Below are 26,746 nucleotides of genomic sequence, written 5' to 3'. Positions count from 1 at the left end.
CCGCGACGACGGACGCCCGCGGGAGTCTCCACCCGCCGAGCGGTCGATCACCTTGGCGACGCCCCATCGTCCGGTGCACGCACGCCGTGAACCACGCACGGACATCGGCGGGCAGGCATGCAGTCGGTGAACGGCCGGTGGCCTGTTCGCAGTTGGCCAGAACGCCTGAGCGAACCCGAAGAAACCTCACTCAACGCACGTATCGCGTTCACTCAATCGCGTGATGGCGGCTCCGCTGGGTCCCTAGATTCCCTGCCGCCTGTGACGCAAGTCACGGCCTTCACCTCAGAAGGGACCACCCGATGGGCAACCGCCACCTCCGGAGAGCAGCGATGGCTGGAGGAGCAGTCACACTGACGACCGCCGCCATCGCCGCCTTGCTCACGACCGCTCCCGTGGCCACCGCAGCCACGTCCTCCTTCACCGCCGTAGCCGACACCTATGTGCAGGGCAGCACCCCGTCCACCAACTACGGCACGTCGACCCAGTTCGTGGTCGACAACTCTCCGGTGCGCCAGTCGTTCCTGAAGTTCACCGTCAGTGGTCTGAGCGAGGCGGTGACCAGCGCCAAGCTGCGGATCCGCACGGTGAGCAGCAACAGTGGCAGTAACGCCGGCGGCACGTTCAAGGCGATGACCAACACCACGTGGTCGGAGACCGGGACGACCTGGAACAACAAGCCTGCTATCGACGGCGCGACGCTGGGCAGCATCGGCTCGGTCGCCAAGGACACGTGGTACGAGATCGATGTGACCTCGCTGGTCACCGGCAACGGCACCTTCAGCATCGGCGCGACCTCCGCCAGCGCCGACGGCGCTTACTACGACGCGCGGGAGAGCGGCGCCGACGCCCCGCAGCTGGTGATCACCACCGGAAGCGGCCCGTCGCCGAGCCCCACATCCACCTCCACTCCTCCGCCCTCGGGCGACCCTGTGCTGGTCGGCGCCGGTGACATCGCCAACTCCGGCTCGGGCGACAGCGCGACCGCCAATCTGCTGGACGGCATCTCCGGCACGGTGTTCACCGCCGGTGACAACGTCTACGACAGCGGCACGGCCTCGGAGTTCGCCACCTACTACGACCCGACCTGGGGCCGGCACAAGGCGCGCACCAAGCCGGCTCCGGGCAACCACGACTACAACACCTCGGGCGCCACGGGCTACTACGGCTACTTCGGCGCCGGCGCCGGCCCGTCCGGCCGGGGCTACTACTCCTACGATCTGGGCAGCTGGCACGTGGTCTCGCTGAACTCCGAGGTCAGCATGTCCGTCGGTTCGGCGCAGGAGCAGTGGCTGCGTTCCGACCTGGCCGGCAGCAGCAAGCCGTGCACTCTCGCCTACTGGCACAAGCCGCGGTTCACCTCGGGCGCCAACCATGCTCCCGACACCTCGACCGGTCCTCTCGTCCAAGCGCTGTACGACAACAACGCCGACGTGATCGTGACGGGCCACAACCACCAGTACGAGCGGTTCGCCCAGATGAACCCGAGCGGTCAGCTCGACACCACCCGCGGCGCCCGGCACTTCGTCGCCGGCATGGGCGGTGCCAGCCACTACGGCTTCGGCACCATCCTGCCCAACAGCCAGGCCCGCAACAGCGACACCTATGGCGTGCTCAAGTTCACGCTGCACGCGGGCAGTTACGACTGGCAGTTCGTGCCCGAGGCGGGCAAGACCTACGGCGACAGCGGCACCACCAGCTGCCACTGAGTCATCACGCCTCGCACACAGGGGGCTGTCCGCGGCCAAGCCCGGACAGCCCCTCGTGCACAAGTGCGACATCGCAGCCCGGGGGCCAGGGCGAAGAACAGTGCACCGCAGGCGAGCTTGGCCACGAGCCGGAGGGCGGCGCGCAGGGGGCGGTTGCCGAGCCTACCGTCGTGTCCTGCAACTCGGCCCGCGGCTGGTGAGCAGCGGCGGTGCTGGGCGGCGTGCGCCGCGGGCGTGCGCAGGGACCGGATTGCCTGTGGGCGCTTTCCGGCCCCGGTGGCCTGGGTGTCACAGTCCCAGGGAGATGGCCCATCGGGTGAGTTCGGCCGTGGTGGTGATGTTGAGCTTGGTCCGGATTCGGCGGAGATAGGCGTCGACCGTGTGCCGGGAGAGCCCCATGTGGCGGGCTGTTTGCAGGTAGGTGCGCCCTGCGGCGATATGCCGCAGTGTCTCCTTCTCCCGCGGGGCCAGCGCAGGCGCGGGGGCTTCGGCGTGCGGCGTGGCGGGCGTGAGGCTCATGGGATTTCCTCCGACGGATCGGCTCGGTCATCACTGCTCACACCCTCGGAAGCAGGGGACATGCGCCGGAAATGCTGCGCTTTGTCCGCTTTCGAAAAGACTGTCTGGGTGACTTCATGACCGTGTCCGCCCACTGTCACAGGCCTGTCACAGGCCACCCCCACAGGCACGCCACGCAGCGATCACAGAGGAGTTGAAAGCGGCCCGCCTGCGGGCGGCTGAGCCAGGCCCACGGCACTGGAGCCGCAGCCGGAGCCCGACGAGTGAGTCAACCCGTCCCCCGCACTAGGCGCGCAGGCTGTCGAACTCGATGTTCAGATGGCGGGGTCCCCGCAGGACGGCGTTCTGGCGGTAGGGCGGAGGATCCTCCACCAGGCGGGGCCTGTCGAGCCTGCGGGCGAGCTCGGAGAGGGCGATCTGGGTCTCGAGGCGAGCCAGCGGGGCGCCGAAGCAGCTGTGGATACCGCTGCCGAGTCCCAGGTGCTGGATGTCCTTCCGGTCCGGGTCGAAGCGATCGGGGTCCTCGAAGCGCTGTGGGTCACGGTTGCCCGACGCCAGAACCAGCCACATCGACGATCCCTTGGGGATGGTGACACCGCGGACCTCGATGTCGGCGATCGGTGTGCGCTGCGGCAGCAACTGCACCGGCGGTTCGTAACGCAGCAGCTCCTCCACGATCTGCACGGCCAGACGCGGCTCGTCCCGCAGGCGCTCAAGGACATCGGGGTGGCGCAGAAGGGTGAGCATCCCGTTGGTGATCAGGTTGACCGTCGTCTCATGGCCTGCGATCAGCAGCAGGGCGGCGGTGCTGAGCACCTCCATCGTCGTCATGGCTCCGTCCGGTCCACCACCGTTGACCAGTGCGGAGAGCATGTCGTCACGCGGTGACTTGCGCCGCTCCTCGATCAGCCCGGCCAGGTACATGCCCAGTTGTGTCTTGGCCTCCTTCGCGATGCGGTCCCGCTCGGTATGGTCCTCGTTCGGGGCGGGATCCAGGCTGGCGGCGAGGGTGTCGGCCCATGTGTGGAAGCGTGGCTCGTCCTCACGCGGCACCCCGAGCAGTCGGCAGATCACCGTGACGGGGAAGGGGTAGGAGAACTGGTCGACCAGGTCGATGCGGCCACCGTTCCCGAGACCGTCGATGAGACCCGAGACGATCTCACCGAGTTCCGGGCGCATGCTCTCGATGTGCCGGGGGCTGTGTGGTGGCCCGAAGGGGCGGTTGGTCATACGGCGCAGCCGGTCGTGCTCCGGGGGGTCGAGCTTCAGGAAGCCGGGTGGCAGGGTCGTCTCCTGCTCCTGCTCCGGCTGCTGCAGTTCGTCGGCCACCGGCGCGGTGCGGTTCCGGGCGTCGGAGCTGATCCGCGGATCGTGCAGCAGGCTCAGGATGTCGTGGTAGGTGCTGATGACGTACGGGCCGTCCTCGTCGTGGGCCACCGGCGTCTTTCGGAGTTCCGCGTAGAGGGGGTAGGGGTTGGCGCGGTTGGAGTAGTCGGTGATCTGCCGCAGGAGAGACGTCATGACGGGTCCTTGTTGGCGTGGGCGCCGGCCGTGGAGACGTTGCCGGAGACGGTTCGGGCGGTGGACTGGTCCGGCCCCGGACGGACCCGGACGGGAGGGGCCGCCGTCGGACGGCACGCGGTCGCCCGACGGCACGCGGTCGTCATCGGCCGGGGGTGAAGACCATCCGCCGGTCGGCGGGCGAGTAGCCGCCGAGGGTGACGGTCGGAGCGTGGGTGGGCACGGACGGGTCGGGGAAATCGGCCGGGAGCGGGCGCTGTCCGTCGGAGCGCCTGTCCAGCGTCGGGAACGGCGGCGGGAACGGCGCGGTCGACTCGATCAGCCGCTGGTAGAACGGCAGCCACCGCGAGTTGTCGAAGGTGACGGCGCCGATGACGCGTCCCTGGTATCCGTACACTCCCGTGAACCTGCGCTCCGCCAGTGCACCCTGGCTGATGAGGATCTCCTCGCCCATGGACGGCACCCCGACCGACTTGATGTTCACCCCGAACTGGGAAGACCAGAAGGCCGGCACCCACATGTGCGGGCGGCGGTCGGCGCCGGCGCTGACCATGTTGTGCGCGGCGATCTCGGCCTGCGAGACGGCGTTGCCCCAGTGCTCCAGGGACAGGAACTGGTACCCGAACAGCGGGTGCGGGGACCTCGCCACGTCGCCGGCGACGAAGACGTCGTCGGTCACGATGCCCCGGATGTCGAAGGCCCGGCAGCCTGCGTCGCACGCGATGCCACGAGGGCCCGCGCCCAGTCCGGATCCGGCCAGCCATTCCGTGTTGCGGGTCGCGCCGAGTGAGACGACCACGATGTCCGCCTCGACCGCGGCGCCGTCGGACAGGTGGGCGGAGCGCACCCGCCCCGCGGAGTCACCCTCCAGCGAGGTGACCATGACACCGCAGCGCAGGTCCACGCCCTGTTCGCGCTGCATCTGTGCGGCCACATCGCCGATCACACCGCCGAGGGCACCGACCAGGGGCGCGGCGGCGCGTTCTGCGACGGTGACCGCAATTCCCCGCTCCCGGCAGGCGGAGGCGATCTCCGAGCCGGTGAATCCAGCGCCGATCACGAGCACCCTGCGTGGTCCCTGCGTGAGCCGGCTGTGCAGCCGTGCCGCCTCGTCGCGGGTGCGCAGGACGAAGACCCCGTCGAGTTCCGCCTCGCTCTGGTTCGGCCACGGACGGGGCCGTACACCGGTCGCGATCAGCAGCCGGTCGTACGCCACCTCGTCGCCGTCGGCGAGTTGCACACGCCTCGCCGCCATGTCTAGACCGGTGGCCGCGACCCCGAGGCGCCACTGCGCGTCCGGGTCCCGTCGCCGGGGAAGCGCGGTGCGGTGGGCGTCCGCCTTCCCCAGCAGGACCTGCTTGGACAGGGGCGGCCGGTCGTACGGCTCGTACGGCTCATCGCCGATCAGCGTGAGGGAACCGGCGAAGCCCTCCTCCCGCAGCGTCTCCGCGGCCCTCAGGCCGGCCAGTGAGGCGCCGACGATCACGATCCGTCCCTCGCGCCTCAACCACTCCAGCTGGCGGTCACCGTCCACGGGATGCCTCCTCGCCGGGCGCGATGGGAGCACCGGCCGATTCGTCCAGGCCCTCCACGAGGATGGCTTGGACGGGGCACGCGGCTACGGCACGCGCCATGTTCTCCCTCTGCTCGGCGTCGGCCTGCGGGTTGTACAGCAGTGCCTCGTCGCCGTGCATGGCGAAGACATCGGGTGCGAGGAACGCGCATTGCGCATATCCCTGGCAGCGGTTCAGGTCGACGACAAGCCTCATCAAGGGGCGTCCTTCCAGTGGTTCCGTGCCTCAGCTTGCGGGTGTTGCCGTGTTGTCGCGAGCACAGACGGGCCAGAAGCGTTATGGGTCCGCAACGCCCCGGAACAGCGCGTCATGACGAGGCGGCCGATGCGGACCGCGGGGGCAGACCGGCAACAAGGATGTGCAGGCTGACAACCAGGGCCCACAGCGGGAAGACCAGCTCCGACCAGGCGATGCTGTCCGTCACGAAGAGCAGCGTCAGGGCGACGAGATAGCCCAGGAGGGTCAGCCATCGGGGAAGGACTCCGAGCTGGTGCCCGATGGAGGAGGTCGTCAGGGCGAACACCGCTGCCATGCGCATCGAATAGGTCGTCAGAAGGCCGTAGGTGAAGTGCTGGCCGAAGGACTGCAGTTGCGGCCCGGAGCCGGCCCCGGACACACCCGCCGAGGCCAGCAGGCCTCCCGCTGCCGCCGCGGCGCCGAAGAGGGTCGCCACGAAGAGCAGACCGCTGCCCAGGAACACAGTGGCGACGAACTTGTCCTCCGCATCCCCTATACGTGCGCGTACGGCGCCCATGAACCACAGGAAGAAAATGCCCGCGAACGGGATGAGGCCGAGCGCCGTCTGCACCGTGCGCCGCCGCGAGGCATCGGTGAACCAGTCGCCGCTCACATCACCCGCGTCGCCGGGCAGCGTCAGGCGGACCAGAATGATGACGGCGCCGAGCAACAGAGCGAAGATGATGCCCACCAGGCCCGCGGCCCGTGGAGTACGCAGCGCCTGATCTCTTCTCGCCATGGGCGGCCGCTCGCTTCCTCTCCGCGTCCGTGGGTCACCCGATACCGGGACGGACCACTGCAACCAGAAAGAACCCGTACTCGTGGCTGCGCCACCCCGGACGCGCGTGAGGGTGACACGCGGTCGGTCGAGGCCGCCTCACGCCCCGCCACCCGATGGCTGCGACGGCGGTGAGGGATGGGAGCCCGCCGGAAGCTGCTCGACGGTCATCGCGAGGGCACCGTGCGCATCGCGGCTGATCGAGCTGCCGAAGCGCGGGTCGTGGTGTTCGGCCTGGTCGTCCGCCTCGGACTCGGCAGCCCATGTCTCCGCGTCGACCATCGCTCCCGAGGTTGAAGTGCTCGCGCGCTTCGGCCGGGCTCTCGCCGGCCCCATCCGCTGCCAGCTGCTGCTTGCCCATCATCGCCGTCTCGTTCTTCGCGCTTGCCGCCTACGCCGGCATCGACTCCATCCGCGCGCTGACTGGCGCCGGCGTTGCGGGGCACTGTCCCCGGCATCTTGCTCGCCGCCCATTTGAGGGCGATCGAGGGCTTCTCCGACGCTCTGCCCGGCGCCGCCCCAAATCCAGGTCTGTTCGGCGGCGGCGACGGCCTGGCCACTCCTATCGGGGTACTCAACCGCCGCCGTTACTGAGGTTTCAGGGTGAGGATGGTGGGGTGAGGGTCAGGGCAGTGGCAGCGCACGGCGGCAGACGCTCTGGGCTGACCGTGATACGGCCCGCACGGGACGGGCCAGTCCTTTCCAGTGCCCAGGCTTAACGACGAAAGGAACGTCGACATGACGCAGACGCCTGAGCAAGGCGGCTATGCGGCCGGGTATCGGCGCAGTCTGGAGGATCCGGAAGGCTTCTGGCTGGACGCCGCCCGTGCCATCGACTGGGCCGTCGCGCCAACCCGCGCCCTCGACGAGTCGCAGGCCCCGCTGTACCGGTGGTTCCCCGACGGGCAACTGAACACCTGCCACAACGCCCTCGACCGCCACGTCGACGCCGGGCGCGGCGAGCAACTCGCACTGGCGTACGACAGTCCGGTCACCGACTGTAAGGCGTCGTTCACCTATCGAGAGTTGCGTGACCAGGTCGCGCTGTTCGCCGGAGTGCTGGCCGGGCTCGGTGTGGCCAAGGGCGACCGCGTCGCGATCTATATGCCGATGATTCCCGAGACGGTCGTCGCGATGCTGGCCTGTGCCCGCATCGGCGCCGTCCACTCGGTCGTCTTCGGGGGGTTCGCCGCGCACGAGCTCGCTGTGCGCATCGACGACGCCCGCCCCAAAGTAGTCATCGCCGCCTCGTGCGGCATCGAACCGACCCGCGTCGTGCCGTACAAGCCCCTGCTGGACGCCGCCCTGGCCCTGGCCGAGCACCAGCCGGAGCACTGCGTCATCCGCCAGCGTCCGCAATCCACGGCGAATCTGACCGGCCGTGACCTCGACTGGGACCAGGCCATGGCGACTGCCAAGAAGGTGGACTGCGTCCCCGTGGCCGCCACCGACCCGCTCTACATCCTCTACACCTCTGGCACCACCGGCCGCCCCAAGGGCGTGGTGCGCGACAACGGCGGCCACGCGGTGGCGCTGCGCTGGTCCCTGGAGAACATTTACGACACCCACCCCGGTGAAGTCTTCTGGGCAGCCTCCGACGTCGGCTGGGTCGTCGGCCACTCGTACATCGTCTACGGCCCCTTGCTCACCGGCTGCACTACCGTGCTCTACGAAGGCAAGCCGGTCGGCACCCCGAACGCCGGTGCGCTGTGGCGGGTGATCGCCGAACACCGCGTGACGGCACTGTTCACCGCGCCCACCGCAATCCGCGCGGTGAAGAAAGAGGACCCGCACGGAGCACTTGTCCACGCCCACGACATCGGATCGCTGCGCCACCTGTTCCTGGCCGGCGAGCGCCTGGACCCGGAGACCTACCGCTGGGCGACCGACCTCCTCGGCGTGCCGGTGGTCGACAACTGGTGGCAGACCGAGACCGGCTGGCCGATCGTCGCCAATCCCGTGGGCCTTGAGCCACAGCCGATCAAGGCTGGCTCACCCACGGTGCCGATGCCCGGCTACGACGTGCGCATCCTCGACGAAACGGGCCGCGAAGCGCCCCCCGGCACCGACGGCGCGGTGGCGATCCGGCTGCCGTTGCCGCCCGGAACGCTGCCCACGCTGTGGCACGACGACGAGAGGTATGTGCGCTCGTACCTGTCCGCCTACAGCGGCCACTACCTCACCGGCGACGGCGGCCGCAAGGACGAGGACGGGTACATCTACATCATGGGCCGCACCGACGACGTGATCAACGTTGCCGGGCACCGACTGTCCACCGGCGCGATGGAAGAGGTCCTCGCCGCCCACCCGGATGTCGCCGAGTGCGCTGTCGTCGGCGTCGCCGACCCGCTCAAGGGACAGGTGCCGCGCGGATTCGTTGTGCTCAAGGCCGGCATCGATCGCGATCCGCGCAAAATCGCCGCGGAACTCGTCACCGCAGTAAGGGAGACGATCGGCCCGGTGGCGGCGCTGCGCCGGGTGGACCTGGTCGCCGCGCTGCCCAAGACGCGATCGGGAAAGATCCTGCGCCGTACCATGCGCGACATCGCCGACGGCCGCGATCCCGAACTCCCCTCAACCATCGAGGATCCCGCGGTGATCGATACCCTGCGCCCGGTACTCCGCGACGACGTCTAGGCGAGACGGGTTCCGCGGCAGCCAGGAGCGGCACGCGAGGCCGTACACCTTCTCTGTCGAGATCAAAGGGCGCACTCGGCACCACCGCGTCGTTCACCCCGGACGTCGACGCGGTGGGGCTCCTCCTCACCCCGGGACGGTAGCCACGAGCCCGGCCGGTACTTCCTGGCCGCGAAGTACGGCCTGCCGGCGATGAGCGGCGGCGGCGCGATCGTCTTCATCGGATCCCTTGCCGGGCTGCGCGCCGCCACCGGCTCGCCCGCGTACGACAGTTCCAAGGCGGGCCTGGTGGGTCTGACCCGGCACGTCGCCAGGAAAGGGGCGGCGCGCCGTATCCGCGCCAATGTCGCAGAGGACCCCGGCCGCCGGGCGTCAGCTGGTCCTCCGGTCCGCAGTGAGTGCCGGCAGCACCATGTCGTGGGCCGCGCGGCCGATTTCTCCAGGCGGGCGCGCGAGGAGTCCAGCTGGTACTGGAGCAGCACGCCGCGCGCCAGGCTCTCCAGCAGGAATGCCTGCGCGCGGGCGTCCAGTTCGGGGCGGATGCTGCCGTCGGCGACCCCCCGTCGGATGTCGTCCTCCACGCCGGTGCGGACCAAGTCAAGTTGGCTGTCCAGGGGCCCCTTGGCGGTCTCCCCCGGGCTGCCGTTGACCATGCCTCGGCTGATCCCGGCGCGATCACCGACCTTCTTCACCGTGACGCCGCGGTAGACCTCCTCGGCAAGGATCCCCCGGTGCCGCGTCGATCAGTCTGCGCCGCCAGGCCTCCCGCCCCCACTCGCTACCTGCGCACGTCCCGCGTCGGCCTGCCGCTCCTCAAACGTTCACCGAATTGGTCTGTACATGTCGTAGCGACCTGAGCAGACTGTGCGCCGACCCCCACAGTTCGACGAAGCCAAGGAGCCCCCACATGAGAGGGCAACGTTGTCAAGCCGCCCGAACCGCCCCCACTGTCCGTCCCATTGGCACAGCCCGCACCGCCCTCACCGCTCTGGTCGCGGCTGTTGCCGCCGCGGCGCTGAGCACGGCGCCCGCATCGGCGGCTGACACCTGGACGGAGGTCGGCTCGGACCGCGCGAACCCACTGACGGAGAGCCAGGGCCTGACCTCGGTCGAGGTCCCTGCGGGAAGTCCCAACCGCTACACGGGAGTCGGCACGATCCCCTCCAGCGTCAGCAACCGCGGCTGGAACCACGTCGGCGACCCCGACGCCTCGTTCAACGGCTACTACATCGAGCCCTACCAGCGGGACTCCGGCAGCTCCAAGATGTTCCGTGTCCAGGCACCCGGCGGTGCCTGGTCGGAGTACGTCCACCAGCTCAGCGCGGGCGAGGCGCTGAACAACTCGTGGGTCGCCATCAACCCGAACGGGCAGTTCATGGTGGGCGGCGAGTGGGGCACCATGAGCCGTTTCATCGTCTACCCCACGCCCTCAGTCAACTCCGGCACCTCCCCGTCGGCGAACCTGCCGCAGGCCTCGACGGTCGTGCTCGACCGTCCCGTACGCGACATCCAGGGCTGCGACTTCTCCACCCCGACGACGCTCCTGTGCTCGTCGGACGACCCGGCGGGCACGCTCTTCGGCATGACCAAGCCGCTGCTCCAGGTGGACCTGTCCGGTGAGCCGAACGGCTCGGCGGACGTCCGGGGCCACGTGACCGCCCTGCGCCAGCTCCCGCTGCGCAGCTCGTGCTCGGGCAGCTTCGAGGCGGAGGGCATCGACTACGACCGGCGGACGAGCACACTGCGAGTGATCGTGCTCTCGCCCGGCTTCTGCGTGGCCACGGACAGCAAAACGTACCGATTCACACGGAGTTGAGCGGGGCCTCACGGGTGCGGATGAGCCGCTGCACCCGTGAGGAACCGTCAGCCCGCAGGCCTCCTCACCGAACCGGCCTGAGACTGAACGAGCCCGACTGACCGGCCCGCCCATCACCCGCGACGTCTGCGACGTGAACCAGTCGGCGCACCACTCCCATACGTTGCCGACCACGTTGCAGCGGCCATAACCGTTGGGCCGGATGGACTTCACTGGGCGCCGTCCCCTCGTAGCCGTCGTCGGCGGTGTTCAGCGTGCAGCGGACGGGACTGGACTGTGTGTGGTTGCGCAGGTGGGAGGGTGAGCCGCCGCTCCAGTTCGAAAGTCGGTCCGAGTTGCCGGTTCGGTCCGGAGTCGCACCGATCGGTTGGTCGACGACGCGTTCGCCGGGGGAAGCGCAGCTCGGCCTCATTGGAGGCGGCCGAACAGCGCACACGATCCCCTCTCCAGTAACTTGGACTATTCATGAAAAATGATGCGCTCCATAGACTTGACCGACTCCAGAAAAGGCGTACGGTCGAAAGAGAGATTGCAACCGCCCCCCGAAAGCACCCCCATGGACCGCACAGTCACCCGAGCACCCCGCCCGGGCGAAACGATCGCCGTCGCGGCTACCCCTGGCCCTCAGCGGTCCGCTCTGCCCGCACGCCCCGCTGCTCTCGACGCGCCCCTCACCGCCGGCTACGAGACATCATTCATGGGCGGGTCCTGGCCTCTGCCGTGGTCGCCGACCGCGTGCGGCCTGGCGAGGACAGCGATACGTGACGTACTGACCCTATGGGGTGTCGGCGAGCTCGTCCCGACAGCCGAACTGCTCGTGAGCGAGCTGGTGTGCAACGCGCTGCGTCATGCCACGGGCCCGCTACACCTCATTCTCGAACAGGTGTCCGGTGTGCGCTGTCAGGTCAGTGACGGCTCTTCGAAACCTCCCCGCCCGACCGACGCCGGCCCCGAGGATGAGGGCGGCCGAGGACTGGCACTCGTGGACATGCTGGCCGCACGGTGGGGCTATGAGCACAGCCCCATGGGGAAAAGCGTGTGGTTCGAGCTCTCCTTCGTCGCGGACACACCCGACCTGGACGGAATGGACTGCTTGGACGGGCAGAACGCACGATGGAGAGGCGAGAGCGGCCTGGACGGCCTCGACACCCTGAAGGACGACCCGAGGATCGAGGCGGCATGACGGCCCCGACGACCGGCCAGGAACCCATGGCGCTGGCCGCGGAACTGCTGCGCACAGCAGGCATGCGGGTCACCGCCCAGCGTATGGCCATGCTGATGGCTGTCAGCGAGTCGCCCGGCCACCTCGACGCCGACACCCTGCGCGAGCGCGCCCAGCAGGTCACGGGCCGCTTGTCCCTCCAGGCCACCTACAACGTATTGCGCGCCCTCACGGACGCCGGTCTGGTCCGGTGCACGCAGATCCCCGGCCACTCGGCTCGCTACGAGACCGAGCGCCACGACAACCACCACCACTTCGTGTGCCGTCATTGCGGCGCCATCCGAGACGTCGAGTGCACGGTGGGTGCGGCTCCCTGCATGGAGCCACAGTTGCCGAAGGAATACGACACCCAGGAAGCCGCCGTGACCTTCTGGGGCTTGTGCCCCGACTGCCGGGCCACCGCCCGGTAGTCCTGATGGCGCCGGACGATTCCGCTCGCACCGACCAGCGCCTCGACCTTGGCAATGACCTGACCGTGCGGTGGAAGCGGTTCGCCGCCGGCCGGACGGCGGACCGCGGCCCGGTTGCTTTGGCCACCGTCCCTCCTGGTCGTGACGCTGGGCGCCGCGACTCTGATCAGCTCTGATCAGCGCGCCCGACGGGCCGTCGGCATCTCGGCCGCTCTGATGCTTTGGCGGCTGGTCGGACCTTGTGGGCGGCATGCGCACGTGTCGACGACGAGGGCAACGGAGACGGTGCGGGCCCACGCCGCGACGTGGGGTTCGTTGACCGCCACCTGCTCTCGACGATCCTCAAAGTCTCCCCCGAGGGGTGCGCCGGCCCAGCCACGCCACGTCCTGACGCTGGGCACCAAGTACCGCCCGTTTGACGGCAAGGTGGGCATGTCCCGCGCGTGGCACTACTACCACACCGGTGACCACAGCGTATGGGGCGGATGGTCGTGGATCGACAGGGGCGCGCTCGGCGGAGCCGACTCCTGAGGCGCTCCTCACCTCTCGGGGTGCCGCCGGTGCCACCTGCGGCACCCCGAAATTCTGGTCAGCAGGCCGACGGCGAGAGGCCCGCCTCGCCGCGTGGCCGCCAAAAGCAACCCTTCCGGGTATGCGGCGGTCTTACGGGGCGTCGCAATCAGAGGATCAGCCTCTGTCGACTCGTAACCGGTAACCGTTGGAAAGGGCGCACTCCATGGAGCTCGATCCCAATCTCTGCCTGGACGTTCCGGAGGGTTTCGACGACACAGACGCTGAGTCTCAGGTGCATCCCATGGCCAGGAAGCTGTTCCCCGCCACAACTGCCGCGGAAGCCTTTAGGCAAGCCCATGAGTGGGTGGGGAAACACAAAGTCTTCCTGGTAGATGTTTCATGGGATTTCGCGCACGACGAGGACGAGCCGTACACGCTGAGCATCTATTTCACGTTCGAGCTGGAACCCGACGACACCTGACAACCGCGATGCAAGTTCGTTTGGATCAGCCGGTCGTTGGTCCGAGCGCCAACCGGCACTTCCACACCTACCGGATCCGCAGCCGGGTCACACAAAGGCACGGGCAGGTGACCCTCGGCCTCGATGAGACGGTCGGCATCCTCGAAGCCGCAGGAGGCGAACTTCTTCGCAGCGGCTCGATCAGGACGGCGGATCGGGTATGGACGTTCACACTCTTTCTCAACGCCACCGCCACGACGGTGCTGGCCTGCGCCGGCGTCGCCCGCACCTCTCACGAAGGGGCCTGACGGAAGCCGATCGCTCGGCTGGGCAACTACAACGCTCAGTGGCCAACTAGAACGCTCAGTCACATCAAGGCGCATCCCGCGGCGCGTCTCCCCATGCACCGAAAATCGAACACGTGCTCTAATCGAGGCATGGCACGAAACGGCTTCCCTGACGACCTGGTGCAGATGCAGAGCGACTGGCTCCGCACATACGAAGAGCTCGCCCGCCGCTCCCCCGCGGCCGGCACAACGGCGCTCCGGCGCCGCCTGATTCTGCTGTCGTGCCGACTGGCCGGTCACCGGTTCTGGACCGAGGCGGGCCGATCGCCGACGGCCCGCGTGAAGCTGCGGCACCACGCCCGTGCGCGCGGCAAAACGGAGGTGGCATGAACGAGATCACCGAGATGCAGCGCCGGATCCTGATCCTTGACTGACCACGTCGAAGGCGTTTGGATCACTCGTCGGAGCGGCCTGCAACCCGCTCACGTTCTGCTCTGCCGAGCGTGGAGAGCTTCTTCGTCACACGGCGTCGAGAGGACAGACGCGGCGAGGGACGGCCCTTGAGGAGCTTCGGGTGCATCCCCGCAAAGAGGGCCGACGGAGGGTGGCCGTACGCGATCCCCTGCGGACCGATTCGCCGAGAAGCGCAACGCAGACGTCGAAGCCCAGCCGCTCGGACCTCGGAGTACAGAAAGGCCCGCTTCGCCCCGATATGATGCATTTTGTGATCACGCCCGGGCGGCTGCGGCGCCGTCGTCCTCCCCACGGCGGCCGGTGGGAAGCTGCCCTGCTGTCCCCGGTGATCGTTACCGTCCTCATCGCCGGCTTGGCGTTCGCCACACCGAGGGACATCGCCATCAGCCGCCTCCTGCCCGCCGCACCCGCCCTCGCCGCCGCGATGTGGCCCGTGCTCCCGACGATCCTGCTGGGGACGTTCTGCCTGCTGGTCATGATCGGCCTCAGCTTCGCCTACACCGACCTGGGGACGCCATACACGTCGGCTGCGATCGTCGCGGTCACCTTGGCGGCCGCATACGCAAGCCATGTCCGACTCCAGCGCGAGGAGACACTCTTCCACGTCCGACTCGTAGCCGACGCGGCCCAGAAGGTGCTGCTGCGCCCCCTGCCGCACCTCGTCGCGGACATCGAGATCGAGTCGCTGTATCTTGCGGCCCAAGAGCAGGCCAGGATCGGCGGGGACTTCTATGAGGCGGCCGACACACCGTACGGGGTCCGGCTGCTCATCGGCGACGTACGCGGCAAGGGCCTGCCCGCGGTGGGAGCGGCCGCGGCGGTGATCAGCTGCTTCAGGGAAGCCGCGTACGACGAGCCCGACCTGAGGGGCATCGTCCATCGCCTGGAGACCAGCATGACCCGCCACAGCGCCGCGTTCCCCTCCCAGGACCTGCCGGAGCGCTTTGCCACCGCTCTTATCGCCGAGATCGCGCACGGCGGCGGCCAGGTCAGACTTCTCAACTGCGGGCACCCCCCGCCGCTGCTCGTGCACCGCGCGGAGATCCACGTCCTGGAGCCCACCGCTCCCTCGCCGCCCCTCAACCTCGCGACGCTCATCGGAGACCGCTACTGCGTCGACACCGTCGCCGTCGCCCCGGGCGACCAGCTGCTGCTCTACACCGACGGCGTAACGGAGACCCGGGACCGCACCGGCGAGTTCTTCCCGCTGCCGGACTGGATGCGGCGGCAAGGCCCGGCGTCGCCCCGCGAGCTGCTCGACCGGCTTCACCGGGACCTGCTCCACTACAGCGGTGGAAGGCTCGACGACGACATCGCGGCCCTCTCCGTGCGGTGCCCGAACACCCGGGCCCAGGAGCACCCCGGGTAGGTGGCTGGAACCCGTGGGAGGGAGCTGGCGCTCCATTCGCCTTTGCCAGGGGCCCGCCCCCGCGCCGACGCCTATGGGCCGCGCCCGGCCATCCAACGGTCCGGGTCATACTCGCCCCAGCCGATGGGGCACCTGGAGCTGGCGCAGGCGCTGCTGCAGTCATGGTGCACACGCTCACATAACATCGCTGAGCGTGTCCGCCAGCCTGCGTCGGGACGCCCGCATGGCTGGCAGAGTTGAGACCGCGATCGCCCCGGCGACGGCGGCTCCGCCGAGCAGGAGCAGTACTCCCGGGGAAGGAGGCTGGGCAACGCCCGCGCCGAGCCCGCTCGATCGCCCCTGCAGGTCGATCAGCCAAGTCGACGCAAGCACGCCCAGGATGGTTCCTGTCAGGGCTGCCGCCGCAGCGATGAACCCCGTGCTTGTGACAATCACTGCGGTGATCTGGCGAGGGGTGAGCCCGATGGCTTTGAGGGCGAGAAGGTCGCGGCCATGTTCGCGAAGTCCGGCGGCGATGACGGTGGACAGTTCAGCCAGACCGATGAAGGCGAGCACTCCGACGAGTCCGATGATCACCCCGCGGGCGGCGGAGAGTTGGTCGGCGGGGTTGGTGTTCTTCCGGACCTCGAGACCTCCGTGGGAGGACTCGGCCAGGGCGGTACTCACGGTATCGGGATCAGCCGCACGCGTCAGGACCACGTTGTAGAACTCGGGCCGCAGCGAGGCGTCCCCCTCGCGAAGCGTGTCGACGGTCGTGGAGATCACTCGGCCGCCGTCCTGTGGCTCGATACTGCGGCCTACGATGTGGAGGACTTGCGGGCTGCTTCCGACGGTCATTCGGACCCAGTCACCGACCTTCGCTCCCATGAGGTCAAGAAGCCCCTGGCCCGCCACTGCTTCGTCCGAGTTCTTGATGGTGCGGCCCTCTGCGACGGTGAAGGGGTAGGGGTGCTCCGGGGTGCCCAGGCCGCGGAGCGTGATCGTCCTGGTCTGGCCAGGGACCAGCGCCGCAACTTCGACACCCGGGTGGGCCGCGGCGACGCCCGGTTGATCGGACAGCAGCCTGCGGGCCGTCGCGTCGTCGATGCCCTCCGGTTTGGCGCGAAGTTCTGCGGCAAGTCCCACGTCCTCAGGCCGGCTTTCGAAGCGGTCCAGGGTCGACCAGGCCCCCAGGGCGATCGTGATCATCAGCAGCGGGAGCGCGAGCCGTCCCACGGCCGCTGCGGCGCGCGCCGGGCGGTGGAAAGCCCCGCGCCAGCCGAGCACGAGTGCGGGCGGCGTCCTCAGCCGCAGAGCGAATCTGGCAGTTCTGGACAGTCGGCGGCCGCTCTTGATGGCTCCTCGGGCGACGGGAATAGGGGAAACGCGGCCGGCACGCCAGGCAGCCAGCCCAGTAGCTGTTGCGATGACGAGAACCGCCCCGAGTGACGTGGCAAGAAGTGCCCAGGCGTGCTGGGGTAGTTCGCGCCACAGCACCATCGCGTCCCCGATGCGTCCGGGAATCCGGGGGCCCAGCGTCTCCGTGACAATCGCCCCGAAGGCAACGCCGATGAGTGCGAAGGCCGCGTGCTCGACCAAGAATGCGCGTACGACCTGACCGGGCGTGAACCCGATGGCTTTCAGGACGGAGATGTCCCGCAGATGGCCGCGAACGCGGGTACTGATTGCTCCGGTCACCGCGAGAGCGGCAGCCAGCAATGCCCCCAGACCGAAGGAGCCAAGCAGCAATCCCAGAAGGCGGTTGTCGCCCTCGGCTTCGGACCTCGCCTCCTCCCATGTGGAGACCCCTGCAACCTGGTCGGCACCGATCAACGTAACCGCCTGCTGCGCGGCGAAATCGGTGTCCTGGGGATCGGCCAGCCGGAGTCCGACCGTCTGCCCGACACGATGGGTGTCGGGTTCGACCCGGTGAAGTTGTGAGGGCAGCAGCCAGGCAACGCCGGCCCTCACCCCACGCACGAAGCGCGGTTCTGCGGTGTCCGCCAGCCCCACGACCCGAAGAGTGGTAAACCTGCCGTCGCTGCCACGGACTCGCAGAGTGTCGCCGGGCTTGGCCCACAGCGCGTCGGCGGCCGACCGCTCGAGCACGATGCCATTGGGGACGCCGGCTTCCAGCCAGTGTCCGGAGTCAACCAGTGGGCGAGCCGCCTTGGGGGGTTCCGTTTCGGCACCGCGCAGCTCCAGTGACACCCTCGTGCCGCGGATTTCGGCGGTGGCCGGGGCAGTCGGGAAGGGCCCGGAGAAGGCTGCGACGCCATCGATGTCAGTCAGCTTCTCGGTGCGCTCGTTTGCTCGGGTATGGATCCATACGTGTGCGCCGGAGGACTCGGTGAAGATGCGCTGCCACGGGTTGGCCGCATATTGCAGGAGCGCGCCCGCCAGCAGCAGGGAGGCGATGATCCCTGCGGTAGCCAGGACGATGAACAATGCCTCGCCGCGGTTGGCCCGAAGGTCGGCGTGCGCCCAGCGCACGGTGGCCCGCATCGGTCAACCCTTGATTCTCAGGATGTCGGCGACACTGCTCGGCACATGCTCAGGCCCGCCGAGGACCGCGTCGTCGACCACTTGGCCGTCGAAGAAGCAGATCACTCGGTCCGCCGTGCTGGCAGCCCTCGCGTCGTGGGTGACCAACAGGATGGTTTGGCCGCGCTGATGGAAGCGGGTGAGCAATCGCAGGACGTCGCGGCCTCCCTTGCTGTCCAGGCTGCCGGTCGGCTCGTCGGCGAGGAGCAGGCGCGGGTGGTTGACCAGGGCACGAGCCAGCGCCACCCGCTGCTGCTCGCCTCCAGACAGCTCACCGGGCATGCTGCGCATCTTGCTCTCCAGGTTCAGCTCGGCGAGCAGCTCCTCACAGCTCGCCCTCGCTTGCCGTGGACTCTTGCCGGCCAGCAGTGCCGGGAGTTCGATGTTGTCGGCCACGGTCATGTTGGAGATCAGGTTGAAGAACTGGAAGACGATGCCGATACTGCGTCGGCGCAGCACTGCCCAGCGAGCCTCGCTCAGCGAGTCGACCTGCCGGCCGTCCAGCCAGATTTTCCCGCTGTCCGGGCGGTCCAAGCCACCCAGCAAATGCAGCAGCGTGGACTTACCCGCGCCAGAGGGCCCGGTGACGGCAACGAATTCGCCTGGCTCCACATACAGATCGACGCCACGCACGGCTCGCGCCTCGGCGCCTTCCGCCCGGTACGTCTTGACCAGACCCTGCGCCTTCACCATCGGCTGAGGAACAGCGGCAGCAGACGAAACGTCGCGGCTCATTCCAGCTCCTCCTGACAGCGTTCCAGCCAGTCGAGGTCAGCCTGTAGGTGCAGCATCGCACCCTCGATCAGCAATTGCGAGACTCGCTTGTCACGGTCTTCCGAGGCCGCGAGCCTGGACAGGTCACGCATGGCATTCAGGCAGTAGCGACGCTGCTTGTTGATCAGCCCGATCTGGTCGGCCGCCCCCGTCTCGCGGGCGAGCGCGAGCTTCATGAAGAAGTCGTCCCGCACCTTCGACTCGGCCGGCTCCTCAAACCAGTCAGCCACGGCCTCCCGCCCGGCTTCGGTGAGCTCGTAGATGCGCTTGTTCGGCCGACTGGACTGAGCGACTTCCTCCCCCTGGATCAGACCCGCGTTCTCCAGACGACTGAGAGTGACATAAATCTGTCCGATGTTGGGCTGAGAGTAAGCTGCACCCATGAGCTGCTCAAGAGCTTGCTTGAGCTCATATCCATGAGCCGGCCCCTTGCACAAGAGCACCAGCAGGGCGAGACGCACTCTGCATCTTTCCCCTCGCCGCGGATTGCGGAGGCGATTTTGACTTCCTCCGGCTTTGCTTCCTTTTTCTGCCAGCTCTGGTATCCGTAATGGCTAACAGGTATGCATAGAGCATACGCCGCGAGAGCGACGAACGCGCCACACGAAGGAGGCATCTATGCGGTGGGCGCGAGCCGCTGCTGGAGGGCTCATCGTCGGAGCCCTACTCCTCGCAGGCTGCACCGGGGATGGCGGCAGCGCGCAACGGCCCGCCGAGACCGGTCCGATGACGTTCGTGACTGGCGGTGACCTGACAGATTACCTGCGCAACGTGCTGAGCGAGTGGAACCGCTCGCACCCTGCCGAGAAGGTGAAGGTCATCGAGCTGCCGGAAGCCGCGGACGAGGTTCGCGCACAAATGGCAACCGGCTTGCGTTCGGGCAGCGGCCGTTTCGACGTGCTCAACATCGACGTCACGTGGACCTCGGAATTCGCCGCCGCCGGCTGGATCACCCCGCTCGACGCCGAACGGTTCCCGCTCGACGATTTTCTGCCTCCCGTTGTGGACACCGCCACCTTCCAGGGGGAGCTCTACGCCGTCCCCTACGTCACCAACGCGGGACTGCTCTACTACCGCAAGGATCTACTCCAGCGAGAGGGCCGGCAGCCGCCACGCACCTGGCGCGAACTCGAGAGTCAGGCGAAGTCGATCGCCCCGAAATACGGCCTCGACGGCTATGCCGGCCAATACCTTCCTTATGAAGGGCTCACCGTCAACATCGCCGAGGTCATCCAGTCTGCCGGTGGCCAGATCCTGAGCGACGAGGGGACACGGGTCACCGTCGATTCCCCCGCCGCCCGTGAGGGCCTGGACTTCCTCGCCCGCGGCGTTCGCGACGGCTGGATACCCAGGCACGCCCTGACCTTCAAGGAAGAAGAATCCCGGCGCGCCTTCCAGAACGGCGACCTGCTCTTTCTGCGCAACTGGCCATATGTGTTTGACCTGGCCAACGAGAAGGGCTCCGAGATCGCCGGGAAGGTCGGCGCCGTCCCGCTACCCGGACCGAACGGCCAAGGTTCGAGCATCCTCGGAGGCTCCAACCTCGCCATCAACGCCGACTCACCGCATCGGAAGTCGGCAACCGAGCTGATCGCCTACCTCACCAGCGAGCGCGTCCAGCGCCAGGTACTCACCCAAGGGTCACTGCCACCCGTACGGGCGGCCCTGTACTCAGACCCCGCCTTGGTGCGCAGGTTCCCCTACCTGCCGACGCTCAAGCAGAGCATCCTGACAGCCAAACCTCGCCCCAAGAGCCCGCGCTACGAGCAGGTGAGTCTGGCTGTCCAGGCAGTCGCACACGATGCCCTTGCAGGTCGGCAGACCTCCGATGAAGCCGTCGCCCGCCTGGCACGAGAGCTGCAGGCCATCGTTCGCAATGACTGAGCCCCCCACTGAGGGCTCCGGCCGACGCACGCCTCCCCGTCGGCAGCGCGGGCCCATAGTGCCCGACATTGCCGGACATAACATCTTGATCCTTCCCGTGAAGCCATTGACACACCCCCCACACCCCTACTTAACATGTATGCATAACTCCAGTTCTCGGCGAAAGAGGTGCCCCTCCACCGCCGACGCCCCACGGCCGCAGCCTCGCTCCTCCTGCGGGACAACAGGTCGATCGCAATCCATCACTCCAGTCCGACACAAGTCAGGACGGTCACGGGAAATGTATACAACCCAGGTTCAAAGTGGCCGCGCAGATGGTGTGGTGGCGCCCGAGGCCCTGATGCAGACCCTGAGCGCCCCACAGTTCCGCTACGAAATGACTTTCCGCACCGACGCGCATTCGGTCCCCGCTACCCGTCGCGCGGCCAAAGCCATCCTCGTAGGGGGCACTCCGGGTATGGAGGAGGACTGCCTCGACCGAGCACTGCTGATCATCACCGAACTGGTGGCCAACACCGTCAAGCACGCCGCCCCGTCGTCCCCTCGTGCCGAGCTCACGCTGGTGACCGACGACCACTCTCTGACGATTGCCGTCCACGACCGCGACCCGGGCCTCCCCCGTGTGCTGCCCCCCTCGCACCCCGATGCCATCGGCGGGCGGGGCCTACGCCTGGTCCACGACCTTGCTGCCGAGGTCGACGGCACCCTCGAAGTCCGCTCCGACCCTGATCGACGAGGCAAGGCCGTGCGAGTCTCGCTGCCCCTGTGACCCACCTCTTCTCAGCCTCGGGCGTGTCCACTCCCTCGACGGCCGGCCCTGCGCCACGGGCCGCTACACACTGACGTGGTAGAGGTGCGAAGGATGCCGCGGGCAGACCGTCCGCGACAGGAGGCACTGCGCAGCAATGCCGCGCCATGACCACGGCCCGCTTCTCGCGCCAGCTGATCCCGACTGCGCAAACAGTGCTCCGATCGTCCCGGAGAGTCACAGCGAGCTGCGCTCCGGCGGCCTGAACCGGACAAGAGCGAGGTGACTGCGGGCGGTGGTCTCGGCGTGGAGGGGCCGAGACCACCACCCGCAGCCACCTCACCCCAATCGATCGCTCGGCAGACTTGTATCGACCCCGGGACCGCCGGGCTACGCGGCCGCCGCCTGGTCGGCGAGCAGCAGGTCGGCCAACTGCTCCTGGGTACCGGCGTATGCCGGGTGGCTGGTGATCGTCGCGCGGTCCCGGGGACGCGGGATCGGCACCGGGATGATCGTGCGCACCGACGGCTGCGGCGGGTTGGACATGACCACGATCCGGTCGGCGAGCAGAATCGCCTCATCGAGTCCGTGCGTGACCATGAGCACCTTCTCGGTTTCCGACTCGTTGCCCCACAGCTCGACGAGTTGTTGCTGCAATCGCGAGCGGGTGAGCGCGTCCAGCGCGCCGAACGGCTCGTCCAGGAGCAGGGTGCGGGGTCCCACTGCGAACGCCCTGGCGACCGCGGCGCGCTGAGCCATGCCGCCCGACACCTGACCTGGGCGCTTGTCGCGGTGCTCCCACAGCCCGACGGCGGTCAGATATCGCTCGACCATGTCGTCGGCCTTTGTCCGAGACCAGTCCGGCCGTGCCGCGCGGACGGCCTCGCGCACATTGGCGAGAAGGCTCAGCCGGGGCAGCAGTGAGTAGTTCTGGAAGACCATCGCCCGTTCCGGACCCGGCCCCGTGACGGCCTGACCGTCCACGACGATCTCACCCGCATCCTGGCGGTCAAGCCCGCCGACCAGGTTGAGCAGCGTCGACTTGCCGCAGCCCGAGTGGCCGATGAAGGAGACGAACTCCCCTTCCTCGACGGTCAGGTCGACCCCTCGCAGAACATGCTGAGCGGCTGATCCCCTTCGGCGGAACGACTTGTGCACCCCGCGGATCTCGACGGTCACGACTGAACCTCCTCGATGGCCACCTTGCGCGAGAGCCGTACGAGGATCGCGTCAAGGATCAGACCGACAAGACCGATGAGCACGATCGCGGCGACGACCGAGCTGAGGTTGCCGGCGTTGTACGAGTCCCACACGAAGAACCCGATCCCGGAATTGCCGGAGAGCATCTCGACCGCCACGATGACCATCCAGGCGATGCCCATCGACAGCCGCAGACCAGTGATGATCGACGGCAGGGCGTTCGGCACGAGCACATGCCTCAGGTAGGCGATGCGACCGAAGCGGAAGACCCGCGCGACGTTGCGGTGATCCTGAGGGATCTCCGCCGCGCCGGCCGCGGTGTTGATCAGCGTGGGCCAGAGCGCGGTAATGAAGATCACGAATATCGAGGCCTGGGAGGCGTCCTTGAACACGGCCAGCCAGATCGGGAACCATGCCAGCGGCGACACGGGACGCAGCACCTGCACAACCGGGTTGAATGCCAACCAGGCCCGTCGGCTCGCGCCGATGAGCAGGCCGGCCAGCACCCCGACCACGGCGGCCAGAGCGAAGCCCGTGAACACTCGCTGCAGCGACGTGGCCAGCTGGAGACCGACCCCCTTGTCGTTCGGGCCGTTGTCGTAGAACGGATCCGCCATCAGGTCGATCAGCGTCCGTGCCCCGTCGAGCGGGGCCGGGACGTCGGTCGAACGGAATGCGGCCAGCTGCCAGAGCAGCACGATGATCGCGGTACCGAGCACGGCCCATCCGATACCGCGGCCCAGCTCGGCGAGCCGGCTCCCCCAGCCGCCGCTGGTGGGCGACCCGGGGGCGGCTGGGGGGCCGGGCCGCCCCGGCTGGGCGTCCGCCACAGCCGGTTCCGCCTGGTCCGTATCCGTCAGCGAGCTCGTCACAGCCGCTTCGCCTCCTCCGTCGGCTTCTTCGGGTCGAACATCGTGTTGTCGAGCTTCACGTGGAACGGGCTCATGTCGTCTCCCGGGACGTCAATGCCCTCCTTGGCCGCGACCTCCTCGTAGAGGTCGCGAAGGATGATCTCGTCAGCGATCTTGGTGTAAGGCGGCGCCTCCTTGAGGAGCCCGAAGCGCTCGTACTGGCTCAGGAACCAGATGGCGTGCCCGCGCCGCGGCGCGGAGGTCTGGCCGTCGCGGAAGAACATCATCTGGTCGCCGCTGAACTTCTTCGTGCCCAGGTCGGCCCCCAGCTCATAGCTGCCGAGCAGCCGGCCCTCGATGTCCTTGGCCGGTGCCTTGACGTACTGCGCGGCCCCGATCGTCGTCGCCGCCTTTTTCCGGTTGTCCAAGTCGTCGAGCCACTTGGCGGCCTTGAGGACCGCCCCCATCACATCGGCCAGGACGTCCTTCTTCTCGTCGGCGAACTTGGCGCCCGCGACCAGGGCCTTCTCCGGGTGGTGCTGCCAGATGTCCTGGGTGGTGATGTGGGTGAAGCCGATGCCCTGCTGGACGGCGACGGCGTTCCACGGCTCGCCGACGCAGTAGCCGTCCATGTTGCCGACCTTCATGTTGGCAACCATCTGCGGTGGCGGGATCGGAACGATCTTGACCTTCGACAGATCGGCCTTGGTGGCCTTGAGCCAGTAGCGCAGCCAGGTGTCGTGCGTACCGCCGGGGAAGGTCATGGCCAGGGTCGGCGACTTCTTCTCCAGCAGTGCCCGGGCGGCTCCCAGGTCCGCATAGCCGGCGTCGGCGAAGTCCTTCTTGAGGGTGATGGCCTGGCCGTTGTTGCTCAGCACCATGGCGATCTTGAGATCGGTGGAACCCTTGCCCGCGATCTTCGAGGCAACGGACAGAGGGAGGCTGAAGAGGGCATGTGCGGCATCGATCTGCCCGTTGAGCAGGTTGTCCCGGGTGGCGGGCCATGAGGCCTGCTTGATCAATTCGACGTTGAGGTCACGCTCGGCGAAGTACCCGAGTTCCTTCGCCATCACCAAGGGCGCACAGTCGGTCAACGCGATGAATCCAAGTCGCACGGTACGGCCGGGCTTGGCTGATGAGGTCTTCTTGTCGGCCGATCCACACGCGGTGAGGGCGCTGCCGAGCGAGGCGGTAAGGGCGGCTGTTCCAGAGAGGCGGAGGAAGCCTCTACGCCCGAGGTTGTTTTCCATGGCCAGAAGGTATGGGTGCCTGGCGACGGTGGAATTGCACGTATGTCAAGGATGTAAATCACACATCTCGCAGCCCCGTGGGCACGCTGTGTGAGGTGAACGAAACGAACCGCGACTCGTCTGGAGGGTCATGGACCGTACGGGGAGGAGTTGCATCCGCGCCGCCCAGATCCCCGCCTCGGCCCCCTCCTCGCTCCCCGCCGGCCACACAGCGCTCCTCGCGGTACCGAGGTACAGAGCATGATGCGACTCCCGGGCCTGATACCCGGCAACAGCTCTCCGGGGGACCCTGCACCAATACAGTGCGCCCGTCGAGACGGGAGCGTCATCATCGGGACCGTCACCAAACGTGGGTTCCGTGTAGTTCTCCCAAACCGTGGTGTTGGGCATTGCCTTGCACCGCCTGTCGAACAGCGGCGGGGACAGCACGCGCCGCGCCGAGTCGGCCGGGAGCGGGGGTGGCCAGCAGGCACACGGCACCGACCTCGTCCGTGCCCTGGCCGATTGGCAGCACAACCGGCAGACCGCCGAGGTGGTCTGGGAACTGCCTTTGCAGCACGCGCGAACTCGCCTCGCGGTCCGCAGGCCGCGTCATCAGCGCATGCCCCGAAGGCTGAGGCGGAGTTCAGATACATACTTGACGAGAACTACATGTTCCGCTTGCCCGTACTATCTCTACAGCAGGGCACTGTGCATTGGTTGTTGCTACCACCCCGCAGGCATCAGCCCGGGAGGCCACACACGTTTGACAGTCCCTTCACCTCCGGCCTCGAATCGAGGAAAGGCTGTACACCCCATGTCTGAGAACGCCTCCACCACCGAACTCACATCGCAGTACACCGCTCAAGTGACCGCCGACCTCGAACGCAACGCCAAGGAACAGGAACGAATCGGCGCAGAAATCGCCGCACTGCAGGAGCAGTTGGCAGCCCTCCAGCGCGACCACACCGTGCTGGTCAGCATCCAGCAAGCGATCGACGCGACACCAGCACCGGCGTCGGCTCCCGCTGAGCCTGCGGCCCCCTCCGTCAGCGCCGCGGTGCCCGCCCCCCGGAAAATGACCGCTGCTACGTCCGGCCCAGGCAAACGGGCACGGACGAAGAAGACCACCGCCGAGACGCCTCGCCCCACGGCCGGGAAGGCGGCAGCCGAGAAGCGCGCAGGCAAGGCCGCAGCCGCACAGACGGCACTGCCGACGCTCGTCGAATTGGTCCGCCGCCACCTTGCCGAGCAGAACGAACCGCGCTCGGCGGCCGAGATCGCCACAGCCCTCGGCCAGGCCCATCCCGAACGCAGCGTCAAGACAACCGTCGTGCGCACCACGCTCGAAGGACTGGTGGCCAAGAACCGGGCTCAGCGCACCAAGCAGGGCGCATCCGTCTTCTACACCACTCCTGACATGCCGGAGCAGGCCGCACCTTCACAGGCTGAAAATCAGTCAGCACAAGCTGACGCCTGACCCGCCGCGGCAAAGCCCTACCGGACTTCGTCCCCCGGCAGGGCGCCGAGCGATCTGCCGCGAGGCGGGCCCGCATCCCCTCACGCGGATGCCCGCTTCTCATGAAGCGACATTCGCCCCTGCAGGGGCCCGGGTTCACTCCTGCAGGTACGAGGTCTGGCCCTCATCGCGGCGACGGCGCTTGTTGGAGCGCCTCACCAGTTCGCCCGCCGCGATCGTCGCGGTCGCCACGACGCGGACCCATCGGGGGCCGCCCCTCGCCGCCCACACCACGCAGACGCACCCCGCGATGACGAGCAGCAGGACGCCAAGCAGCACAATGATGGTCATGGGCCTTCCCTCCTCTTAGCCTGTACGCATCGATCTTCTCAGCCGGAGGGCGGCGCCGACACTCGGGGTTAGCGACTGGGAGGCCACCGCTCCCTTCTACTGGGGCCGTTGGGACGCAGCGACACACAAGCACCATGTGGCCAGCCAGCCGAGCAACGAGGAAGCTGTAGCTTTCTTCGTGGCCGGGTGTGCCTTCAATCC

26 protein-coding genes and 2 pseudogenes are annotated in these 26,746 nt (G+C 68.0%); 14 read left to right on the top strand and 14 right to left on the bottom strand.

Annotation, left to right across the window (positions count from 1 at the left end; translation table 11 throughout):
• The first annotated feature begins 332 nt into the window (after nt 1–332).
• On the top strand, nt 333–1,709 hold the full coding sequence (locus OG729_RS38700; protein WP_405810815.1) for a DNRLRE domain-containing protein: 1,377 nt from the start codon (nt 333–335) through the stop codon (nt 1,707–1,709).
• Between the two features lie 288 nt (nt 1,710–1,997).
• On the opposite strand, the gene OG729_RS38695 is transcribed toward OG729_RS38700, so the two are convergent.
• The 6 genes from OG729_RS38695 to OG729_RS38670 form a co-directional block, all read right to left on the bottom strand.
• Nucleotides 1,998–2,228 carry a helix-turn-helix transcriptional regulator gene (locus OG729_RS38695; RefSeq protein ID WP_360875720.1) on the bottom strand — a complete coding sequence of 77 codons (231 nt, stop codon included), beginning with the start codon at nt 2,226–2,228 and terminating at the stop codon, nt 1,998–2,000.
• 285 nt (nt 2,229–2,513) lie between these two features.
• Nucleotides 2,514–3,749, bottom strand: a complete 1,236-nt coding sequence (locus OG729_RS38690) for a cytochrome P450 (protein WP_405810813.1) — start codon at nt 3,747–3,749, stop codon at nt 2,514–2,516.
• 142 nt (nt 3,750–3,891) lie between these two features.
• Nucleotides 3,892–5,283 carry an NAD(P)/FAD-dependent oxidoreductase gene (locus tag OG729_RS38685; protein ID WP_405810812.1) on the bottom strand — a complete coding sequence of 464 codons (1,392 nt, stop codon included), beginning with the start codon at nt 5,281–5,283 and terminating at the stop codon, nt 3,892–3,894.
• The gene (locus OG729_RS38680; RefSeq protein ID WP_405810810.1) at nt 5,273–5,518 is read right to left on the bottom strand and encodes a ferredoxin; all 246 of its coding nucleotides are present in this window, start codon (nt 5,516–5,518) and stop codon (nt 5,273–5,275) included. The genes OG729_RS38685 and OG729_RS38680 overlap by 11 nt, the downstream gene beginning before the upstream one ends.
• A gap of 112 nt (nt 5,519–5,630) precedes the next feature.
• A complete protein-coding gene (locus tag OG729_RS38675; protein WP_405810808.1) occupies nt 5,631–6,299 on the bottom strand; it encodes a hypothetical protein in 669 nt (222 codons plus the stop codon).
• Between the two features lie 138 nt (nt 6,300–6,437).
• On the bottom strand, nt 6,438–6,620 hold the full coding sequence (locus tag OG729_RS38670) for a hypothetical protein (protein WP_405811476.1): 183 nt from the start codon (nt 6,618–6,620) through the stop codon (nt 6,438–6,440).
• Here OG729_RS38670 and OG729_RS38665 point away from each other — a divergent pair.
• From OG729_RS38665 to OG729_RS38650, 4 genes and pseudogenes are all read left to right on the top strand, one after another.
• Nucleotides 6,619–6,696 (top strand): annotated as a pseudogene (locus tag OG729_RS38665) (transcriptional regulator); the annotation flags it as partial. The gene OG729_RS38670 and the pseudogene OG729_RS38665 sit on opposite strands and share 2 nt — an antisense overlap.
• Before the next feature lie 380 nt (nt 6,697–7,076).
• Nucleotides 7,077–8,975 carry a propionyl-CoA synthetase gene (locus tag OG729_RS38660; RefSeq protein WP_405810807.1) on the top strand — a complete coding sequence of 633 codons (1,899 nt, stop codon included), beginning with the start codon at nt 7,077–7,079 and terminating at the stop codon, nt 8,973–8,975.
• A 192-nt stretch (nt 8,976–9,167) separates the two neighbouring features.
• Nucleotides 9,168–9,683, top strand: coding sequence for an SDR family NAD(P)-dependent oxidoreductase (locus OG729_RS38655; protein WP_405810805.1), 516 nt, complete (start codon nt 9,168–9,170; stop codon nt 9,681–9,683).
• 199 nt (nt 9,684–9,882) lie between these two features.
• Entirely contained in the window at nt 9,883–10,791 is a 909-nt protein-coding gene (locus OG729_RS38650; protein ID WP_405810803.1) for a hypothetical protein, read from the top strand.
• Between the two features lie 153 nt (nt 10,792–10,944).
• Here the strand turns inward: OG729_RS38650 and OG729_RS38645 are convergent.
• Nucleotides 10,945–11,004 (bottom strand): annotated as a pseudogene (locus tag OG729_RS38645) (hypothetical protein); the annotation flags it as partial.
• A 343-nt stretch (nt 11,005–11,347) separates the two neighbouring features.
• Here OG729_RS38645 and OG729_RS38640 point away from each other — a divergent pair.
• From OG729_RS38640 to OG729_RS38615, 6 genes are all read left to right on the top strand, one after another.
• Nucleotides 11,348–11,974: an ATP-binding protein gene (locus OG729_RS38640; protein WP_405810801.1), complete on the top strand. Its 627-nt coding sequence runs from the start codon at nt 11,348–11,350 to the stop codon at nt 11,972–11,974.
• Nucleotides 11,971–12,423, top strand: coding sequence for a Fur family transcriptional regulator (locus OG729_RS38635; RefSeq protein ID WP_405810799.1), 453 nt, complete (start codon nt 11,971–11,973; stop codon nt 12,421–12,423). The genes OG729_RS38640 and OG729_RS38635 overlap by 4 nt, the downstream gene beginning before the upstream one ends.
• A 736-nt stretch (nt 12,424–13,159) precedes the next feature.
• Nucleotides 13,160–13,417, top strand: coding sequence for a hypothetical protein (locus OG729_RS38630; protein WP_360875700.1), 258 nt, complete (start codon nt 13,160–13,162; stop codon nt 13,415–13,417).
• Between the two features lie 20 nt (nt 13,418–13,437).
• Complete coding sequence (locus tag OG729_RS38625) at nt 13,438–13,704, top strand: hypothetical protein (RefSeq protein WP_405810797.1); 267 nt, start codon at nt 13,438–13,440, stop codon at nt 13,702–13,704.
• A 129-nt stretch (nt 13,705–13,833) separates the two neighbouring features.
• Nucleotides 13,834–14,073 carry a hypothetical protein gene (locus tag OG729_RS38620; protein WP_405810795.1) on the top strand — a complete coding sequence of 80 codons (240 nt, stop codon included), beginning with the start codon at nt 13,834–13,836 and terminating at the stop codon, nt 14,071–14,073.
• Between the two features lie 334 nt (nt 14,074–14,407).
• Nucleotides 14,408–15,526, top strand: coding sequence for a PP2C family protein-serine/threonine phosphatase (locus tag OG729_RS38615; RefSeq protein WP_405810793.1), 1,119 nt, complete (start codon nt 14,408–14,410; stop codon nt 15,524–15,526).
• A 174-nt stretch (nt 15,527–15,700) separates the two neighbouring features.
• Here OG729_RS38615 and OG729_RS38610 read toward each other — a convergent pair whose 3' ends face one another.
• Genes OG729_RS38610 through OG729_RS38600 form a run of 3 tightly spaced genes read right to left on the bottom strand, consistent with a single transcriptional unit; the run spans nt 15,701 to nt 19,284 of the window.
• Complete coding sequence (locus OG729_RS38610) at nt 15,701–18,010, bottom strand: FtsX-like permease family protein (RefSeq protein ID WP_405810791.1); 2,310 nt, start codon at nt 18,008–18,010, stop codon at nt 15,701–15,703.
• A gap of 3 nt (nt 18,011–18,013) precedes the next feature.
• On the bottom strand, nt 18,014–18,784 hold the full coding sequence (locus OG729_RS38605) for an ABC transporter ATP-binding protein (protein WP_405810789.1): 771 nt from the start codon (nt 18,782–18,784) through the stop codon (nt 18,014–18,016).
• On the bottom strand, nt 18,781–19,284 hold the full coding sequence (locus OG729_RS38600; RefSeq protein ID WP_360875688.1) for a PadR family transcriptional regulator: 504 nt from the start codon (nt 19,282–19,284) through the stop codon (nt 18,781–18,783). Before OG729_RS38600 ends, OG729_RS38605 begins: the two co-directional genes overlap by 4 nt.
• 157 nt (nt 19,285–19,441) lie before the next feature.
• Here OG729_RS38600 and OG729_RS38595 point away from each other — a divergent pair, with 157 nt between their 5' ends.
• Nucleotides 19,442–20,707 carry an ABC transporter substrate-binding protein gene (locus OG729_RS38595; protein WP_405810787.1) on the top strand — a complete coding sequence of 422 codons (1,266 nt, stop codon included), beginning with the start codon at nt 19,442–19,444 and terminating at the stop codon, nt 20,705–20,707.
• 280 nt (nt 20,708–20,987) lie between these two features.
• Complete coding sequence (locus OG729_RS38590; RefSeq protein WP_405810786.1) at nt 20,988–21,476, top strand: ATP-binding protein; 489 nt, start codon at nt 20,988–20,990, stop codon at nt 21,474–21,476.
• Nucleotides 21,477–21,845: 369 nt separating this feature from the next.
• Here OG729_RS38590 and OG729_RS38585 read toward each other — a convergent pair whose 3' ends face one another.
• The 3 genes from OG729_RS38585 to OG729_RS38575 are packed head-to-tail and all read right to left on the bottom strand — an operon-like array spanning nt 21,846 to nt 24,756.
• Entirely contained in the window at nt 21,846–22,634 is a 789-nt protein-coding gene (locus tag OG729_RS38585) for an ABC transporter ATP-binding protein (protein WP_360874880.1), read from the bottom strand.
• Nucleotides 22,631–23,527: a nitrate ABC transporter permease gene (gene ntrB / locus OG729_RS38580; protein WP_360874883.1), complete on the bottom strand. Its 897-nt coding sequence runs from the start codon at nt 23,525–23,527 to the stop codon at nt 22,631–22,633. Before ntrB ends, OG729_RS38585 begins: the two co-directional genes overlap by 4 nt.
• Nucleotides 23,524–24,756 (bottom strand): ABC transporter substrate-binding protein, encoded by a 1,233-nt coding sequence (locus tag OG729_RS38575; RefSeq protein WP_405810784.1) that lies wholly within the window; start codon nt 24,754–24,756, stop codon nt 23,524–23,526. Before OG729_RS38575 ends, ntrB begins: the two co-directional genes overlap by 4 nt.
• Before the next feature lie 796 nt (nt 24,757–25,552).
• Here OG729_RS38575 and OG729_RS38570 point away from each other — a divergent pair.
• The gene (locus OG729_RS38570) at nt 25,553–26,215 is read left to right on the top strand and encodes a hypothetical protein (protein ID WP_360874893.1); all 663 of its coding nucleotides are present in this window, start codon (nt 25,553–25,555) and stop codon (nt 26,213–26,215) included.
• Between the two features lie 135 nt (nt 26,216–26,350).
• On the opposite strand, the gene OG729_RS38565 is transcribed toward OG729_RS38570, so the two are convergent.
• The gene (locus OG729_RS38565) at nt 26,351–26,545 is read right to left on the bottom strand and encodes a hypothetical protein (protein ID WP_360874896.1); all 195 of its coding nucleotides are present in this window, start codon (nt 26,543–26,545) and stop codon (nt 26,351–26,353) included.
• Nucleotides 26,546–26,746: the final 201 nt, after the last annotated feature.

Source organism: Streptomyces sp. NBC_00210, from assembly GCF_045160975.1.
Classification (GTDB): domain Bacteria; phylum Actinomycetota; class Actinomycetes; order Streptomycetales; family Streptomycetaceae; genus Streptomyces.
The sequence above is the reverse complement of the archived record's forward strand: the minus strand, read 5'-3'. Positions and strand labels throughout refer to the sequence as shown.

Coding starts and splice junctions, on each gene's coding strand:
- OG729_RS38650 (WP_405810803.1), top strand. CDS start 9,883: ATGAGAGGGCAACGTTGTCAAGCCGCCCGAACCGCCCCCACTGTCCGT.
- OG729_RS38695 (WP_360875720.1), bottom strand. CDS start 2,228: ATGAGCCTCACGCCCGCCACGCCGCACGCCGAAGCCCCCGCGCCTGCG.
- OG729_RS38575 (WP_405810784.1), bottom strand. CDS start 24,756: ATGGAAAACAACCTCGGGCGTAGAGGCTTCCTCCGCCTCTCTGGAACA.
- OG729_RS38680 (WP_405810810.1), bottom strand. CDS start 5,518: ATGAGGCTTGTCGTCGACCTGAACCGCTGCCAGGGATATGCGCAATGC.
- OG729_RS38630 (WP_360875700.1), top strand. CDS start 13,160: ATGGAGCTCGATCCCAATCTCTGCCTGGACGTTCCGGAGGGTTTCGAC.
- OG729_RS38700 (WP_405810815.1), top strand. CDS start 333: ATGGCTGGAGGAGCAGTCACACTGACGACCGCCGCCATCGCCGCCTTG.
- OG729_RS38675 (WP_405810808.1), bottom strand. CDS start 6,299: ATGGCGAGAAGAGATCAGGCGCTGCGTACTCCACGGGCCGCGGGCCTG.
- OG729_RS38690 (WP_405810813.1), bottom strand. CDS start 3,749: ATGACGTCTCTCCTGCGGCAGATCACCGACTACTCCAACCGCGCCAAC.
- OG729_RS38595 (WP_405810787.1), top strand. CDS start 19,442: ATGCGGTGGGCGCGAGCCGCTGCTGGAGGGCTCATCGTCGGAGCCCTA.
- OG729_RS38620 (WP_405810795.1), top strand. CDS start 13,834: ATGGCACGAAACGGCTTCCCTGACGACCTGGTGCAGATGCAGAGCGAC.
- OG729_RS38590 (WP_405810786.1), top strand. CDS start 20,988: ATGTATACAACCCAGGTTCAAAGTGGCCGCGCAGATGGTGTGGTGGCG.
- OG729_RS38640 (WP_405810801.1), top strand. CDS start 11,348: ATGGACCGCACAGTCACCCGAGCACCCCGCCCGGGCGAAACGATCGCC.
- OG729_RS38655 (WP_405810805.1), top strand. CDS start 9,168: ATGAGCGGCGGCGGCGCGATCGTCTTCATCGGATCCCTTGCCGGGCTG.
- OG729_RS38610 (WP_405810791.1), bottom strand. CDS start 18,010: ATGCGGGCCACCGTGCGCTGGGCGCACGCCGACCTTCGGGCCAACCGC.
- OG729_RS38635 (WP_405810799.1), top strand. CDS start 11,971: ATGACGGCCCCGACGACCGGCCAGGAACCCATGGCGCTGGCCGCGGAA.
- OG729_RS38570 (WP_360874893.1), top strand. CDS start 25,553: ATGTCTGAGAACGCCTCCACCACCGAACTCACATCGCAGTACACCGCT.
- OG729_RS38670 (WP_405811476.1), bottom strand. CDS start 6,620: ATGGTCGACGCGGAGACATGGGCTGCCGAGTCCGAGGCGGACGACCAG.
- OG729_RS38660 (WP_405810807.1), top strand. CDS start 7,077: ATGACGCAGACGCCTGAGCAAGGCGGCTATGCGGCCGGGTATCGGCGC.
- OG729_RS38605 (WP_405810789.1), bottom strand. CDS start 18,784: ATGAGCCGCGACGTTTCGTCTGCTGCCGCTGTTCCTCAGCCGATGGTG.
- OG729_RS38565 (WP_360874896.1), bottom strand. CDS start 26,545: ATGACCATCATTGTGCTGCTTGGCGTCCTGCTGCTCGTCATCGCGGGG.